Annotated in this window: 13 protein-coding genes; 4 read left to right on the plus strand and 9 right to left on the minus strand. The window is 62.2% G+C overall.

The window, feature by feature from the left end:
* Window positions 1–80: 80 nt before the first annotated feature.
* The 9 genes from ACODSZ_RS11230 to ACODSZ_RS11270 all read right to left on the minus strand — a co-directional run bounded on the left by ACODSZ_RS11230 (window position 81) and on the right by ACODSZ_RS11270 (window position 11915).
* Window positions 81–866 carry an SDR family NAD(P)-dependent oxidoreductase gene (locus tag ACODSZ_RS11230; RefSeq protein WP_175342779.1) on the minus strand — a complete coding sequence of 262 codons (786 nt, stop codon included), beginning with the start codon at window positions 864–866 and terminating at the stop codon, window positions 81–83.
* Between the two features lie 66 nt (window positions 867–932).
* On the minus strand, window positions 933–2690 hold the full coding sequence (locus ACODSZ_RS11235) for an IlvD/Edd family dehydratase (protein WP_008326085.1): 1758 nt from the start codon (window positions 2688–2690) through the stop codon (window positions 933–935).
* 96 nt (window positions 2691–2786) lie between these two features.
* A complete protein-coding gene (gene mmsB, locus ACODSZ_RS11240) occupies window positions 2787–3998 on the minus strand; it encodes a multiple monosaccharide ABC transporter permease (RefSeq protein ID WP_175342778.1) in 1212 nt (403 codons plus the stop codon).
* A gap of 83 nt (window positions 3999–4081) precedes the next feature.
* On the minus strand, window positions 4082–5638 hold the full coding sequence (gene mmsA / locus ACODSZ_RS11245) for a multiple monosaccharide ABC transporter ATP-binding protein (protein ID WP_175342777.1): 1557 nt from the start codon (window positions 5636–5638) through the stop codon (window positions 4082–4084).
* Between the two features lie 235 nt (window positions 5639–5873).
* Window positions 5874–6947: a multiple monosaccharide ABC transporter substrate-binding protein gene (gene chvE / locus ACODSZ_RS11250; RefSeq protein WP_175342776.1), complete on the minus strand. Its 1074-nt coding sequence runs from the start codon at window positions 6945–6947 to the stop codon at window positions 5874–5876.
* A gap of 218 nt (window positions 6948–7165) precedes the next feature.
* Entirely contained in the window at window positions 7166–8188 is a 1023-nt protein-coding gene (gene yjfF, locus ACODSZ_RS11255; RefSeq protein WP_008326078.1) for a galactofuranose ABC transporter, permease protein YjfF, read from the minus strand.
* Window positions 8185–9264: an ABC transporter permease gene (locus ACODSZ_RS11260; protein WP_034349819.1), complete on the minus strand. Its 1080-nt coding sequence runs from the start codon at window positions 9262–9264 to the stop codon at window positions 8185–8187. The genes yjfF and ACODSZ_RS11260 overlap by 4 nt, the downstream gene beginning before the upstream one ends.
* Window positions 9261–10811 (minus strand): sugar ABC transporter ATP-binding protein, encoded by a 1551-nt coding sequence (locus ACODSZ_RS11265; protein WP_488927598.1) that lies wholly within the window; start codon window positions 10809–10811, stop codon window positions 9261–9263. The genes ACODSZ_RS11260 and ACODSZ_RS11265 overlap by 4 nt, the downstream gene beginning before the upstream one ends.
* Window positions 10812–10940: 129 nt before the next feature.
* Complete coding sequence (locus ACODSZ_RS11270; protein ID WP_488927599.1) at window positions 10941–11915, minus strand: ABC transporter substrate-binding protein; 975 nt, start codon at window positions 11913–11915, stop codon at window positions 10941–10943.
* Window positions 11916–12446: 531 nt separating this feature from the next.
* On the opposite strand from ACODSZ_RS11270, the gene ACODSZ_RS11275 reads away from it, so the two are divergent.
* The 4 genes from ACODSZ_RS11275 to dgoD all read left to right on the plus strand — a co-directional run bounded on the left by ACODSZ_RS11275 (window position 12447) and on the right by dgoD (window position 16342).
* Window positions 12447–13421, plus strand: coding sequence for an aldose 1-epimerase (locus ACODSZ_RS11275; protein ID WP_488927600.1), 975 nt, complete (start codon window positions 12447–12449; stop codon window positions 13419–13421).
* Window positions 13422–13436: 15 nt separating this feature from the next.
* Window positions 13437–14396, plus strand: a complete 960-nt coding sequence (locus ACODSZ_RS11280) for a 2-dehydro-3-deoxygalactonokinase (RefSeq protein WP_034349909.1) — start codon at window positions 13437–13439, stop codon at window positions 14394–14396.
* A gap of 43 nt (window positions 14397–14439) precedes the next feature.
* On the plus strand, window positions 14440–15078 hold the full coding sequence (locus tag ACODSZ_RS11285) for a 2-dehydro-3-deoxy-6-phosphogalactonate aldolase (RefSeq protein WP_008326066.1): 639 nt from the start codon (window positions 14440–14442) through the stop codon (window positions 15076–15078).
* Window positions 15079–15193: 115 nt separating this feature from the next.
* A complete protein-coding gene (gene dgoD, locus ACODSZ_RS11290) occupies window positions 15194–16342 on the plus strand; it encodes a galactonate dehydratase (RefSeq protein WP_088755358.1) in 1149 nt (382 codons plus the stop codon).
* Window positions 16343–16491: the final 149 nt, after the last annotated feature.

The raw sequence follows: 16491 nt of genomic DNA on the forward strand, positions 1-16491 counted from the left end.
GCAAAATTTGCGCAAAAAAAAAGAGTCGCCATTGGGCGACTCTTTCTGGTCCGCAGCGCAGGCGCGCATCGTCAAACCTGTCACACCCAACCGGCGTCGACGATGAATTCCTGCGCGGTGCACATGGCGCTATCGTCGGCGGCCAGGAACAGCACCATGCGTGCCAGGTGCCAGGGCAACAGATCGCCCTGCAGGCACTGGTTGCGGGCGATCGCCTTCTTGCCCTCTTCATCCAGCCACAGCTTGATCTGGCGTTCGGTCATGACCCAGCCCGGTGTCACGGTATTGACGCGGATCTTGTGCGGGCCGAGGTCGCGCGCCAGGCCGCGTGTCAGGCCCAGAGTCGAGGCCTTGGCCGTGGTGTAGACCGGGAAGCCGCCACTGGACTGATGCCAGCTGATGGAGCTGAAGTTGATGATGGAACCGCCGCCACGGCGCTTCATGCCTTCCACCACCGACTGCACCGCAAAGAAGGACGGACGCTGGTTGATGGCGATGCGATCGTTCCAGTACTCCAGCGTCACTTCTTCCAGCGTGTGACGCTGGTCATTGGCGGCATTGTTGACCAGCACGTCGAAGTCGCCCAGTTGCGCTTGCAGCTCGGCGATGGTGGCCTGGAAGGCCGGGATGTCACGCAGGTCGCATTGACGGAACAGCGGCTTGGGGTGACCGGCCGCCGCCACGTCATTGCACAGCGCTTCGCTGGCCTCGGTGGCGATATCGACGAAGGCCACATGCGCACCTTGTTGCGCAAACGCTTCGACAATGGCCGCACCGATGCCGGTGCCGCCGCCGGTGATGAAGACGCGCTTGCCCTTCAGGCTGGGGAAGTGCGCCAGTTGTACGTTCTGGGGAGTAGTGCTCATGAAGTGTCCTTGCTGGCCGGTGCGCGCACAAGGCGCGACACCGGCATCACGATGAAGGGAGGAAGATCAGTGCGAATGCTTGGGCACGGCAGCACCACGGCAGCCGACCAGGAAGTCGAAGTCGCAACCTTCGTCAGCCTGCAGCACGCGGTCCACATACAGGGACTGGTAGCCGCCGACCATCTCGGGCTTGCGTTCGGCCAGCAGCTTGGCGCGCTCGGCCAGGCGGCGCTGCATCTCTTCCTCGCTGATGTCCAGCTGCAGCTTGCCTGCGTAGGCATCCAGCTCGATGAAGTCGCCATCCTGGACGATGCCCAGCGGGCCGCCGGCAGCGGCTTCCGGTGCCACGTGCAGGATCACGGTGCCATAGGCGGTGCCGCTCATGCGCGCGTCCGAAATGCGGACCATATCCTTCACGCCGGTGGCCAGCACCTTGGGCGGCAAGCCCATGTTGCCCACTTCGGCCATGCCGGGGTAACCCTTGGGGCCGACGTTCTTCATCACCAGCACGCAGCTGGCATCCACATCCAGATCGGGATCGTTGATGCGTTCCTTGTAATGAGCGAAGTCCTCGAAGACCACCGCGCGGCCGCGATGCTTCATCAGTTCAGGGGTGGCTGCCGAGGGCTTCAGGACCGCACCGCGCGGCGCCAGGTTGCCGCGCAGGATGCAGATGCCGCCGTCTTCGATGAGCGGCTTGGCCAGCGGGCGCACCACTTCATCGTTGTAGATCGGGGCGTCCTTGACGTTGTCCCACATGGTCTGGCCGTTGACGGTCAGGGCATCCTTGTGCGGCAGCAGGTCGGCTTCGCCCAGGCGGCGCAACACGGCAGGCAGGCCGCCGGCATAGTAGAACTCTTCCATCAGGTAGCGACCGGAGGGTTGCAGATCGACGATGGTCGGGGTGCCACGTCCGATGCGGGTCCAGTCTTCCAGTTCCAGATCCACGCCGATGCGGCCGGCGATGGCCTTGAGGTGGATCACCGCATTGGTGGAGCCGCCGATGGCGGCATTGGTGCGGATGGCATTCTCGAAAGCCTTGCGGGTCAGGATCTTGGACAGGGTCAGGCCTTCCCAGACCATGTCGACGATGCGCATGCCGGAGAGGTGCGCGAGAACATAGCGGCGCGCATCGACGGCGGGGATCGCCGCATTGTGCGGCAGCGACACGCCCAGCGACTCGGCCATGCAGGCCATGGTCGAGGCGGTGCCCATGGTGTTGCAGGTACCGGCCGAACGCGACATGCCCGCTTCGGCGGCCATGAAGTCATGGATGGTGATTTCACCGGCCTTGACCTGTTCCGACAGCTGCCAGACCACGGTGCCCGACCCGATATCGCGGCCCTGGTGCTTGCCGTTCAACATCGGACCACCGGTCACGACGATGGCCGGCACGTCACAGCTGGCCGCGCCCATCAGCAGGGCCGGGGTGGTCTTGTCGCAGCCGGTGAGCAGCACCACGGCGTCGATGGGATTGCCACGGATCGATTCTTCCACGTCCATGCTGGCCAGGTTGCGAGTCAGCATGGCGGTGGGGCGCAGGTTGGATTCGCCGTTGGAGAACACCGGGAACTCCACCGGGAAGCCACCGGCTTCGATGATGCCGCGGCGCACATGTTCGGCGATCTTGCGGAAGTGGGCATTGCAGGGCGTCAGTTCCGACCAGGTGTTGCAGATGCCGATGACTGGCTTGCCCTGGAACTCGTGGTCGGGGATGCCCTGGTTCTTCATCCAGCTGCGGTACATGAAACCGTTCTTGTCGGCGGTACCGAACCAGCCGGCCGAGCGCAGGGTGCGGCTCTTGTCTTTTTTGTCGCTACTCATTGTTGAATTCCTGAATGACAGAAAACGAAGGATCTGGAAAACCGCTTGCTGCCGAATGCAAAAGGCGGGCGCCAGGCCCGCCTTGCTTGATCCGGATTACTTGTTCTTGTTGTAGACGTCGAAGCACACGGCCATCAGCAGGACCAGGCCCTTGATCATCTGCTGGTAGTCGATGCCGATGCCCATGATGGACATGCCATTGTTCATCACGCCCATGATGAAGGCGCCGATGACTGCGCCCATGACCTTGCCCACGCCGCCCGAGGCCGATGCGCCGCCGATGAAGCAGGCCGCGATCACGTCCAGCTCGAAGCCCAGGCCAGCCTTGGGAGTGGCGGTGTTCAGACGTGCCGCGAAGATCAGACCGGCCAGTCCCGCCAGCACGCCCATGTTGACGAAGGTGAAGAAGGACACGCGTTCGGTCTTGATACCCGACAGCTTGGCCGCCTTTTCATTGCCGCCCACGGCATAGACGCGACGGCCCAGGGTGGTGCGGCTGGTGACGAAGGTATAGAAGACCATCAGCGCGAACATGATGATGAGCACATTGGGCATGCCGCGATAGGTCGACAGCAGATAGCTGAAGGCGATGATGGCCGCAGCAAAGACACCATTCTTGAGCAGGAAGAACGCCGCCGGTTCATCTTCCATACCGTGCTTGGTCTGCTTGCGGCGGCCATGCAGCTTGACCAGGATCAGCACCACGGCCGCGACCACGCCCACCACCAGCGAGGTGGTACGGAAGGTGGTGCTGCCGGTCAGCTCGGGAATGAAGCCCGAGGACAGCATCTGGAAAGTCTGCGGGAAGGGGCCCAGGGATTGACCCTGCAACAGCGCCAGTGCCATGCCCTTGAAGACCAGCATGCCGGCCAGGGTGACGATGAAGGACGGGATCTTGAAGTAGGCGATCCAGTAACCCTGCGCCGCGCCGATCAAGCCACCGGCGATCAGGCAGACGATGGAGGCCGGCACGAAGCCCCAGCCGTAGTTCACCATCAGCACGGCGGCCAGTGCGCCGACCAGACCCACCACCGAGCCCACTGACAGGTCAATGTGGCCGGCCACGATCACCATCAGCATGCCCAGCGCCATGATGACGATGTAGCTGTTCTGCAGGACCAGGTTGGTCAGGTTCAGCGGACGCATCAGCGTGCCGTCGGTCATGATCTGGAAGAAGGCCATGATGGCCACCAGCGACATCAGCATGCCGTATTCGCGCATGTTGTTCTTCAGGAAGCTGCCGTAATCCTTCTTCTCGACGGCGCCGCTGGCGACGGCCGGTTTCTTGCTCATGTCAATGCTCTCCATTGTCTTGCTCCTCGGGTGCTCTCTGGTCTTGATGGACTTTATGGGTGTTGCCGCCGGTTTGGCTCCGGCTTGATGGTTTGCGTTCAGGCAGCCTGGGACAGGCCCGGGTCATCGATGCGCTTGTTGCGCATGATGGCGCGCATGATGTTTTCCTGCGTGGCCTCGGCCTTGGGCAGGTGGCCCACGAACTGGCCTTCGTTCATCACGTAGATGCGGTCGCACATGCCCAGCAGTTCCGGCATTTCCGAGGAGATCATGATGATGCACTTGCCCTCGGCGGCCAGCTTGCTGATGATGTTGTAGATCTCGAACTTGGCGCCCACGTCGATGCCGCGCGTAGGTTCATCCAGGATCAGCACTTCCGGCTGCGAGAACAGCCACTTCGACAGCACCACCTTCTGCTGATTGCCGCCGGAGAGGTTGACCACTTTCTGCAGCACGCTGGAACAGCGGATGCGCATCTGTTGCTTGAAATCGGCCGCGATCTTGTACTCGCGCGCCTCGTCGATGACGGTGCGCTCGGACACGCCGCCCAGATTGGCCAGCGAGATGTTCTTCTTGATGTCTTCTTCCAGCACCAGGCCATCACCCTTGCGGTCTTCGGTGACGTAGGCGATGCCCTTGGCGATGGCCTTCTCGATGGTGGACAGGTCCGCTTCCTTGCCATGCAGGAAGGCCTGGCCGGTAATCTTCTTGCCGTAGGCACGGCCAAAGATGCTCTTGGCCAGTTCGGTACGACCGGCGCCCATGAGCCCGGCAATACCGACGATCTCGCCGGCGCGCACGGTCATGTTGACGTCCTTGATGGCCAGGCGATCCGAGTGCAGCGGGTGATGCACTCGCCAGTCGCGCACTTCGAAGATGACCTCGCCGATCTGTGGATCGCGCTGCGGATAGCGGTCGGCCATCTCGCGGCCCACCATGTGCTGAATGATGCGGTCTTCGCTGATCGGCTCGGCGCGGCAGTCGAAGGTATCGACGGTGGTGCCGTCGCGCAGCACGGTGATGGAATCGGCGACCTTGGAAATCTCGTTGAGCTTGTGCGAAATGAGGATCGAGGCAATGCCCTGGCGCTTCAGTTCCAGCAGCAGTTCCAGCAGGGCATCGGAGTCGCTTTCATTGAGGCTGGCGGTGGGCTCGTCCAGGATCAGCAGCTTGACTTCCTTGGAGAGCGCCTTGGCGATTTCGATGAGTTGCTGCTTGCCCACGCCCAGGTCGCCGACCTTGGTCAGGGGTGACTCCTTCAGGCCGACCTTGGCCAGCAGTTCCTTGGCGCGCACGTAGGAATGCTCCCAGTCGATGACGCCGCCACTGGCTTGCTCGTTGCCCAGGAACAGGTTTTCCATCACCGACAGCAGAGGCACCAGGGCCAGCTCCTGGTGGATGATGATGATGCCCAGGTGTTCGCTGTCGCGAATATCCTTGAAGGCACGCACCTCACCTTTGTAGACGATGTCGCCGGAATAGCTGCCGTGCGGGTACACACCCGAAAGCACCTTCATCAGCGTGGATTTGCCGGCGCCGTTCTCGCCGACGATCGCATGGATCTCGCCTTCGCGCACTGCCAGGTTGACGTTGTTCAACGCCTTCACACCCGGGAAGCTCTTTTCGATGCCGCGCATTTCCAGAATGTTGCTCATGATGCTGACCTCTCTTTTGCCGGTCTTGCGTGGGTGACGTAGCCGGACTTGCCTGTCTCGTTTGCGTTGCACGGGGGCAAGCGCAACGCTGAAAGAATTAGTCCCGCACAGAGCGGGACCATGCTGTTCTTCTTGCCTGCTTCTGCTTGTTGTTCTTGTCGGGTATGGCGGTGACACACTCTTGCCACGCGCGGCAGCGTCATTGACGCTGCCGCCCGCGTATTACCTCAAACGATTACTTCAGTTGCGCTTCGGTGTAGTAGCCGCTGCCCACCAGGATCTGCTTCCAGTTCGACTTGTCGACCACGACCGGCTTCAACAGGTAGGACGGCACGACCTTCACGCCGTTGTTGTAGGTCTTGGTATCGTTGATCTGGGGCTGCTTGCCGCCCATGAGTGCATCCACCATACCAACGGTGACCTTGGCCAGTTCGCGAGTGTCCTTGAAGATGGTGGAATACTGCTCGCCACGGATGATGGACTTGACCGAAGGAATTTCGGCATCCTGACCCGAGACATACGGGAACGGCTGTTGCGGAGTACCGTAGCCCACGCCGCGCAGCGAGGACAGGATACCGATGGACAGGCCGTCATACGGGGACAGCACGGCGTTGACCTTGGCATTGGTGTAGTAGGCCGACAGCAGGTTGTCCATACGGGCCTGGGCGGTTGCCGGATCCCAGCGCAGGGTCGCGACCTTGTCCATGCCCATCTGCTTGGAACGCACCACCAGCTTGCCGCTGTCGATGTAGGGCTTCAGGACCGACATGGCGCCGTTGTAGAAGAAGAAGGCGTTGTTGTCGTCCGAGGAACCGCCGAACAGTTCGATGTTGAACGGGCCCTTGCCTTCCTTCAGGCCCAGAGCCTTTTCCAGCGACTGCGCCTGCAGCACGCCGACCTGGAAGTTGTCGAAGGTGGCGTAGTAGTCGACGTTCTTGGAACCACGGATCAGGCGGTCATAGGCGATGACCTTGACGCCCTTGTCGGCGGCCTTCTGCAGCACGTCGGTCAGGGTGGTGCCGTCGATGGCGGCGATCACCAGCACCTTGGCGCCCTTGGTCAGCATGTTCTCAATCTGGGACAGCTGGTTGGGGATGTCGTCTTCGGCGTATTGCAGGTCGGTCTGGTAGCCCTTTTCCTTGAGGACCTTGACCATGTTGTTGCCGTCGGCAATCCAGCGGGCCGAAGACTTGGTGGGCATGGCCACACCGACCAGTGCCTTGCTCTGCGCGCTCACCTGTGCGCTGATGGACATCAGGGTCACACCCAGGCCGAGGGCGATACCGCTCAATACGGATTTGATTTTCATGCTTCGAGTCTCCAGTCTCATTGTTGGAATGGCGTGTTGTAGTTATCTAAAACAGCGCCGCTATTTCTGATGAATGTCATGCAGAGCAACTGTTTTGCGGGCTCTACATTAATTGCTTTACCAATACATTTCTAATGATTTTTTGAGCGTAATGGATATGTTTTTCGGTATAACTCCCTCTATGTAAAGTTATCTTAATTAAGCTTAAAAAATCCCGCCTAAGCCCCGGCTGGCGCGGCTTTCGCCGATCCGGCCGGTTTGCCGCGCAGGGCTCCCAGAGAAATGACGCGCTGTGCGACACAAAAGACGAACAACAGCGCGCCGATGAAGATCCTGGTCCACCAGGAACTGAGGCTGCCATCGAAGGCAATGAGGGTCTGGATCACGCCAAGGATGAGTACGCCGGTCAGTGTTCCGGCCACGTAACCATAGCCGCCGGTGAGCAGGGTCCCGCCGATGACCACGGCCGCAATCGCATCGAGCTCCACACCTTGTGCATGCAGCCCGTATCCCGAGAGCATGTAGAAGGAAAACAGCAAGCCGGCCACCGATGCGCAGAAGCCGCTGAAGGCATACACCAGAACCTTGGTGCGTCCCACCGGCAAGCCCATCAGCAGAGCTGACTGCTCGCTGCCACCGATGGCATAGACGGCACGACCGAAGCGGGTGCCATGTGCCATCCAGATCGCCACGGCCAGCACCAGCAACGCGATGACCACGCTGGGAGAAATGAACAGACCGGCGAACTCGATCCGCGTCTGCGACAACGTGACGAACAGCGGATCATCGATGGTGATGGAATTGATGCTGATGAGGTAGCACAGCCCGCGCGCCAGGAACATCCCGGCCAGCGTGACGATGAAGGCTTGCAGCCGGAAGTAATGGATCAGCGCCCCCATGGCCGCGCCAAAGCCGGCGCCCATGAGCAACACGGCAGCCATCACCAGCAGCGGCGGCCAGTGCCAGTTCTGCAGCAGGAAAGCCGCCACCATCGTGGTCAGTGCCAGCACCGAGCCGACCGAGAGATCGATGCCGCCGGAGAGGATGACGAAGGTCATGCCGATGGCCACCACCAAGAGGAAGGCATTGTCGATCAAGAGATTGAGCATCACCTGGGGCGACAGGAAACCATCATAGCCCATCGCCCCGACTACCAGCATGAGCACCAGCAACACCACCGTGACCATGGACGTGAACCACGGCGCGTGCGAAGCACGCCGCAAGAAAGAAACAGGCATCATGATTTGGACATCCTCAACATGCGGCGGAACTCCGGCGACTGCGACAGGCAGACCAGGAACACCACGATGGACTTGACCACCATATTGACTTCAGGCGGCACGCCCAGCGAATAGATCGTATAGGTCAGCGTCTGGATGATGAGCGCGCCGATGACGCTGCCCACCAGGCTGAACTTGCCCCCGGCCAGCGACGTGCCGCCCAGGGTGACGGCGAGGATCGCATCGAGCTCCAGCAACAGGCCGGCGTTGTTGGCGTCGGCACTCTTGATGTTGGAGGCGATCATCAGTCCGGCCAGCCCGGCACAGGCGCTGCAGAACATGTAGACAAAGAAGATCAGCGCAGCGGTACGGATACCGGCCAGGCGCGAGGCCACCGGATTGATGCCGACCGACTGGATGAACAGGCCCAGCGCAGTCTTCTTCATCAACAGCGCCAGCAGCAGGAACATGGCCGCGGCGATATAGAGCGAGAACGGTAGTCCGAACAGATAGCCGCCCCCCAGGAAGAAGAAGGGCTTGTAATACACCGTCACGATCTGACCATCCGTAAACAACTGCGCCAGCCCGCGTCCGGCCACCATCAGGATCAGCGTGGCGATGATGGGTTGCAGCCCGAGACCGGCCACCAGCAGGCCGTTCCATGCGCCACACAGCAGCGCCGCCGCCATCGCCGCGCACAGTGCCCACACCATCGGCACGTTGCTGACGTATTCCGGGACGCCATTGACCACCACCATCTTGCCGCCGATGAGAACGGCCGCGACCGCACCGGAGATGGCCACTACCGCCCCCACCGAGATGTCGACGCCGCGCGTGGCGATGACCAGGGTCATGCCCAGCGCCGCCAGCATCAGCGGTGCGGCGCGGTTGATGATGTCGATGACCGCGCCATAGAGGTGGCCATCCTTGATCTCCAGCCGGAAGAAGCCGGGCACCATCAGAAAATCGATCAGCAGCAGCAAGGCCAGCGCCGCCAGCGGACGCATCAGCGGATGACGCAGCAGTACCGCGAAGACCGGCGCGCTGCCGGTGGCGGCGCTGTCGGGAATGAGTTTGGAATCCATGGATGCACTCATGCGGCCTCTCCCGCGATTACCTGCAAGACCGACTGCTCGTCGAGCTCGCCGCGCCGATACTGGCCGCAGGCACGGCGGTCGCGCAGCACCAGCATACGGTCGCTGCAGCGCAGGACCTCGGGGATTTCCGAGGAAATGAAAAGAATAGCCTTGCCCTTGCGACACATGGCGATGACGAAATCCATGATCTCCTGCTTGGCGCGCACGTCGATGCCGCGCGTGGGTTCATCCAGGATCAACATGCCCGGATCGGTGGCCAGCCAGCGCGCCAGCAAGGCTTTCTGCTGGTTGCCGCCGGAGAGCAGGCCGATGGGGGTTTCCAGGTCGGCGGTCTTGATGCCCAGCCACCTGACGTAATCTGATGCGATCTGGTTCTGGCGCTTGCGCGGCAGCACCCGGAACAGACCCTGGCTTGCCTGCAACGCCAGGATGATGTTCTCGCGCACGGACAATTCGAGGATCGCACCTTCCTTCTTGCGGTCTTCCGAACAAAAACCGATGCCCGCCGCAATCGCATCGCGCGGCACGTTGAACTTCACGCTGCGGCCCTCGACGCGCAGTTCTCCGCAATCGGCGCGGTCGGCACCGAACAGCAGGCGCGCCATCTCGGTCCGCCCTGAACCGAGCAGACCGCACAGACCGAACACTTCACCGCGCCGCAATTCCAGATCCTGCGGGGCCAGTACGCCGTGGCGGCCAAAGCCATCGGCCTGCAGAAAGACCTCGCCCTTGCCGGATTCATCGCCCGACAGTTCCGAGGCCAGGGCCTCGGCACCGGCGTCGACCTGACGATGATCGACCGCGCTCACGCCCACCATCTTGTTGACCAGCTCCAGTCGTGACAGGTCAGCAACCAGATACTCGCCCTCGCGCACGCCATTGCGCAGTACGGTGATGCGATCCGATATGTCATAAGTCTGGTCCAGGAAGTGCGTGACGAAAAGAATCGCCATGCCCTGTTCGCGCAGGCGGCGCAGCACCTTGAACAGTTGCTGGACCTCGGCATCATCAAGACTGGAAGTCGGTTCATCCAGGATCAATACCTTGGCCGAAACCGAGAGGGCGCGAGAGATTGCCACCATCTGCTGGATCGCCAGCGGATAGGACGACAATTGCGCGCCCACATCGATATCGATCTGCAACTGCTGCAGCAGCTGCCTGGATTGCGCATGTACGCTTTTCCAGTCGATGCGCCCGAAGCGGCGCGGATAGCGGCCCACGAAGATATTCTCCGCCACCGACAGGTTGGGACACAGGTTGACTTCCTGATAGACCGTGCTGATACCCAGCGACTGCGCCTCCAGGGTGGAGGCCGGCGCAATGGCGTGGCCATCCAGTTCAATCCTGCCTTGATCGGGTTCGTGCACGCCGGTGAGCACCTTGATCAGCGTGGACTTGCCTGCGCCATTCTGTCCCATCAGGGTATGGACTTCCCCCGGGAACAGCCGCAAGCCGACATCGGTGAGCGCCTTCACGCCCGCAAATGCCTTGTGGATACCGCTCAATTCCAGCATGGGACGCGCCTGCGCCCCGACAGACATCGTCATCGCAACTCCATCAGAACCATCGGAACCCCGATGCAGGGCCGCTGCGCAAGCAGCGCCCGGCATCAGGCCAAACCAGCACGGCGCGCGCCCTGGAAGCTCCAGTGCGCGCGTCGGGCCGTCATGCCGCGATCAGTACTTGCGGTTGGGGAATTCCTTGGCGGCCACTTCGGCCGGGAAAACGCCTTCCACGGTGGTGATGCGCTTGGGGACTTCCTTGCCTGCCTTGATGTCCTTGGCCACCTGCATCAGTTGCGGGCCCAGCAGCGGGCTGCATTCCACGGTCACATTGAGCTTGCCGGCCATCATGGCTTCGAAGGCGCCCTTGACGCCATCGATGGAGATGATGGTGATGTCCTTGCCGGGCTTGAGACCTGCCTCTTCGATGGCCTGGATGGCGCCGATGGCCATGTCGTCGTTGTGGGCGAAGAGCACATTGATCTTCTTGCCCTCGGCCTTGAGGAAGGCTTCCATCACTTCCTTGCCCTTGGCGCGGGTGAAGTCGCCGGTCTGCGAACGGATGATCTTCAGGCGCGGTTCGCTCTTGATGACTTCTTCGAAGCCAGCCTTGCGATCGATGGCCGGGGCCGAACCCACGGTACCCTGCAATTCCACGATGTTGATATCACCGGCCGGCATGGACTTGGCCTTTTCCAGCAGCCAGCGGCCGGCGCGACGTCCTTCCTCCACGAAGTCCGAACCGATGAAGGTGACATAGAGCGACTTGTCGCTGACATTGACGGCGCGGTCGGTCAGGATCACCGGGATCTTGGCAGCCTTGGCCTCACGCAGCACGGTTTCCCAGCCCGATTCCACCACCGGGGAGAAGGCGATCACGTCGACCTTTTGCGCGATGAAGGAGCGGATCGCCTTGACCTGGTTTTCCTGCTTCTGCTGGGCGTCGGCGAATTTCAGGTTGACACCGGCCGCCTTGGCGGCCTCCTTGATCGATACGGTATTGGCGGTGCGCCATTCACTTTCGGCACCCACCTGCGAGAAGCCCATGGTCATTGGTTTGTCGGCGGCAAAGGCCGAGAAGCTCACGGCGCTGCTGCCCAGGCTCATGCAAATGGCTGCGCCCAGAAGCGCTCTTCTCTTCGAGTTCATTGTCAGTCTCCGTTGGCAGGGAATTGTGGACTTCCCTTTTTTCTATGCGTGGGGTGCGCTGCGCCGCAATGCGTTTGATTTGTAGGTATGAATTGGAAGCGGCGCGGTGCGGTTGGAATCGCGGACAGCCCTGATCGCCCTTGATTCGCGCTCAATATTAGGCAAGCGACCAATCCGTATCCAATGAATTTTTAATGTTTCTCGATATCGTTTCGCACATCGTTGGAAGCAACCGGTCTCTTCGTGAGGCGTACCGGGGCACGCAGGCCGGTCGTTTTGCTTGCCGGCATGCGGCGCGCATTTTTGATATCGTTTGCGATGTTTTTTTCATTATTCCCTATCGGAGTGCAGTGATAGGATCAGCCAGATTTTTTTTGAAGCGCACTGCATGAAGACCGGGCGCGAACCCACGTGAACCGACTCCCTCTTCCTGCCGACGACTTCAGACAGCCCCAAGAGGGACGACGCGTTGGACAACGCGTCCCTGTGCCGACGATGCACGCAGCACTCCATAACAAGATACGAGACACCATGCCATCCCGAGCAAGCGATGCCCAACCCGCAGGCGCCCAGGGGCTGCCGGAAATCCATACCCTGCAATCGGGGCGCCAGCGTCTGCACGTGCTGCCAGCGCTAGGCGGCGCACTGGCCGGCTGGGAATGGCAGCGTGAGCGCAAGTGGCTGCCGCTGCTGCGCCCTTGGAGTGCCGACCCGGCCAAACTGTACGCGACCGCGTGCTTCCCGCTGCTGCCCTGGTCCAATCGCATCACCGGCGGCGGCTTCGAGTTCAATGGCAAGCATTACCCGCTGGCACCCAACCGCGCCGGCGAACCCTATCCCATCCACGGCGACAGCTGGCGCCAGGCGTGGTCCATCGTGGCCCAGGCCGAGGACCGCATGACCCTGGAACTGGACTCGGATCGCTGTGACGGCAACCCTTATGTCTATCGTGCGCGCCAGGTGCTGACCCTGCGCGAGAATGCGCTGGAAATCGAACTGCGCGTGACCAACACCGGCGACGAGACCCTGCCCTACGGTCTGGGCCTGCATCCGTATTTCCTGCATGACGCACAAACCCGCCTGCAATTCCGCTCGCGCGGGGTGTGGCTGTCGGGACCGGATCGCATCCCGACGGCTTTCTCGCGTGAACTGCCGGCCGACTGGGACTACAACCGCGCCGCATCGCTGCAGGGCGGCCTGATCGACAATTGCTTCGAGGGCTGGGATGGCCTGGCCATGATCGAAGATCCCACGCGCGGCCTGCGCCTGCAGATGCACACCACGGATCGCAGCGGCTATGTGCTGATGTTCCGCCCCAATGGCCTGCCGTATTTCTGCCTGGAGCCGGTCACGCATCCCATCGATGCCTTCCACCTGCCCAAGCAACCCGGCCTGATCGCCCTGGCCCCGGGTGAGGACATGGTACTGCTGACCCGCTTCACGGTCTGCGAGATCGCCCAGGACCCGGTGCAGTGCACTCCCCGACAAACGAGCCTTGCGCGCTGACGCGCCCTCATGAAGATGAACCAGGAATTGAATCAAGACTGTGCCCTGATCGCCCTAGACTGGGGGACCTCCTCGCTACGCTGCTATCGTTTCGATGGCAGCGGGCAGGTGGTCGAGCGCCGCGCCCATCCGTGGGGCATCATGAACCTGCCAGCCGTCGGCCATGGCGAAGATGCCCAGGCGCCCTACCGCGCGGCGCTGGAAGCAGCCTGCGCAGACTGGCTCAAGGCGGCCCCCGCCGCTCCTCTGATTGCCGCCGGCATGGTCGGCAGCAAGCAGGGCTGGCGCGAAGCCGCCTACCTGAACGTACCGCTGGCCCCCGCGCTGATCGGCCGCCAGCTGACCGAAGTCGATACCGGTCTGGGTCGCCCTCTGTGGATCGTGCCGGGCCTGCTGGAACAGGGGACGCTGCCCAACGTCATGCGCGGTGAAGAGACCCAGGTCATCGGTGCCCTGCAAACCCGCCAGGAGCGCGAACTGCTGATCGGTCTGCCCGGCACGCATTCCAAGTGGGTGCGCGTGCTTGAGGGACGCATCGCACATTTCGACACTTTCATGACCGGCGAAGTCTATGGCGCCCTGTGTGCCCACACCATTCTCGGACGCACCATGCACAAGCCCGAGGTGGCCGACGACGAAGCCTTTCTGCGCGGTGCCGGTGTGGCAAAGAGCGAGCAGGGCCAGAGCGGCGTACTGTCCAACATCTTCAGCAGCCGTACCCTGGGCCTGACCGGCGCGCTGGCGGCCGAGGCGCAGCCGGACTACCTGTCAGGCCTGTTGATCGGCCACGAGATCGCCGCACTCAAGCGCCTGTATCCGTCCACCCCGGACATCGTCCTCATCGGCGACCCCGGCCTGTGCCGCCGCTACCAGCTGGCCCTGGACCTGTATGGACTGGGCCCGGCCAGCCAGGCCGACGCCGCCACCGAAACGGGCCTGTGGATACTGGCGCAGCACGCCGGTCTGCTGGCCTGATCGCCCCTCACTGCACAACGTACCCCGCATCACGAAAAAGACCATGACCACCCACTCCCAACGATTCCACGACGCCCTGCGCAGTACCGGCATGATCGCCATCCTGCGCGGCGTGCGCAATGAGGAAGCCCAAGCCATCGGCGCTGCCCTCTACGAGAGCGGCTTTCGCATCATCGAAGTTCCGCTCAATTCGCCCGCACCGCTGGCCAGCATCAGCATCCTGCGCAAGAGCCTGCCGGCCGACTGCATCGTCGGTGCCGGCACCGTCTTGAAACCGACCCAGGTGCAGGAGGTCAAGGATGCCGGGGGTGAGTTGATCGTCATGCCGCACAGCGATGGCGCCGTGATCCGTGCGGCGCGCGAGGCTGGCCTCTACAGCGCTCCGGGCGTGGCCACCGTGACCGAGGCCTTTGCGGCCTTGGACAATGGGGCCGATGTGCTCAAGATGTTCCCGGCTGAGCAGCTGGGCCCGCAGGTGGTCAAGGCCTGGCGTGCCGTGATCGCCCGCGACATCGCCCTGCTGCCCGTGGGTGGCATCACCCCCGAAGGCATGGCCGTGTTCCGCGCGGCGGGTGCCTCCGGCTTCGGCCTGGGTTCTGCGCTCTACACCCCGGGCCTGAGCGCCGATGCCGTGCGTTCGCGCGCGCAGGCCTTCGTGGCCGCCTGGCAGGCGCTGGGCTGATTTCGCTCACAAGACATACAAGACATACAAGACATACAGGACATACATCGTCGTCACCGATCGCATGGCGATCATTCATCTGCACAACAGATTAAACGCATAACCGGACAGAACAATGAAAATCACCAAGATCTCCACCTTCATCGTGCCCCCGCGCTGGTGCTTCCTCAAGATCGAGACCGACGAAGGTATCGTCGGCTGGGGTGAGCCCATCGTGGAAGGCCGCGCGCACAGCGTGGCCGCGGCGGTGGACGAACTGGCCGACTACCTGGTCGGCAAGGACCCGCGCAACATCGAGGACCACTGGACCGTGCTCTATCGCGGCGGTTTCTATCGTGGCGGCGCCATCCACATGAGCGCCCTGGCCGGCATCGACCAGGCCCTGTGGGACATCAAGGGCAAGGCTCTGGGCGTACCGGTGCACCAGCTGCTCGGTGGCGCGGTGCGCAACTCGATTCGCGTGTATTCCTGGATCGGCGGCGACCGGCCGGCCGATACCGCTGCTGCGGCCAAGAACGCGGTGGCGCGCGGTTTCACCGCCGTGAAGATGAACGGCACCGAAGAACTGCAATTCATCGACAGCCACGACAAGATCGAACTGACCCTGGCCAATGTGCAAGCCGTGCGTGAAGCGGTGGGCCCGAACGTGGGCATCGGCGTGGACTTCCATGGCCGCGTGCACAAGCCCATGGCCAAGGTCCTGATCAAGGAACTGGAGCCGTACAAGCTGATGTTCATCGAAGAGCCGGTGCTGTCGGAGAACTCGGAAGCCCTGAAGGAAATCGCCCACCTGACCTCGACCCCGATCGCGCTGGGCGAGCGTCTGTATTCGCGCTGGGACTTCAAGCGCATCCTCTCCGAGGGTTACGTGGACATCATCCAGCCCGACGTCTCGCACGCCGGCGGCATCACCGAGACCCGCAAGATCGCCATGATGGCCGAAGCCTACGACGTGGCGCTGGCGCTGCACTGCCCGCTGGGCCCGATCGCACTGGCGTCCTGCCTGCAGGTCGATGCCGGCAGCTACAACGCCTTCATCCAGGAGCAGAGCCTGGGCATCCACTACAACGAAAGCAATGACCTGCTGGACTACATCCGCGACAAGAACGTGTTCGCGTATGAAGACGGCTACGTCAAGATCCCGCAAGGCCCGGGCCTGGGCATCGAGATCAATGAAGAATATGTCCGTCAGCGCGCCGAAGTCGGCCACCGCTGGCGCAACCCGATCTGGCGCCACAAGGATGGCAGCTTTGCCGAATGGTAAAGCGATAAGCCGAAACCTCCTCCTCGGTAGTCCCTCAACCCGGTCCGGCGCAAGCTGGCCGGGTTTTTTTGCGTACCTTGAGGCTGGAGGCAGCTTGTGTTCGACAAGAATACGGTGTGCCATTTCACCAGATTGAGGGGTTTCAGCAA

The sequence above is a fragment of the Herbaspirillum sp. FG34 genome, from assembly GCF_057809315.1.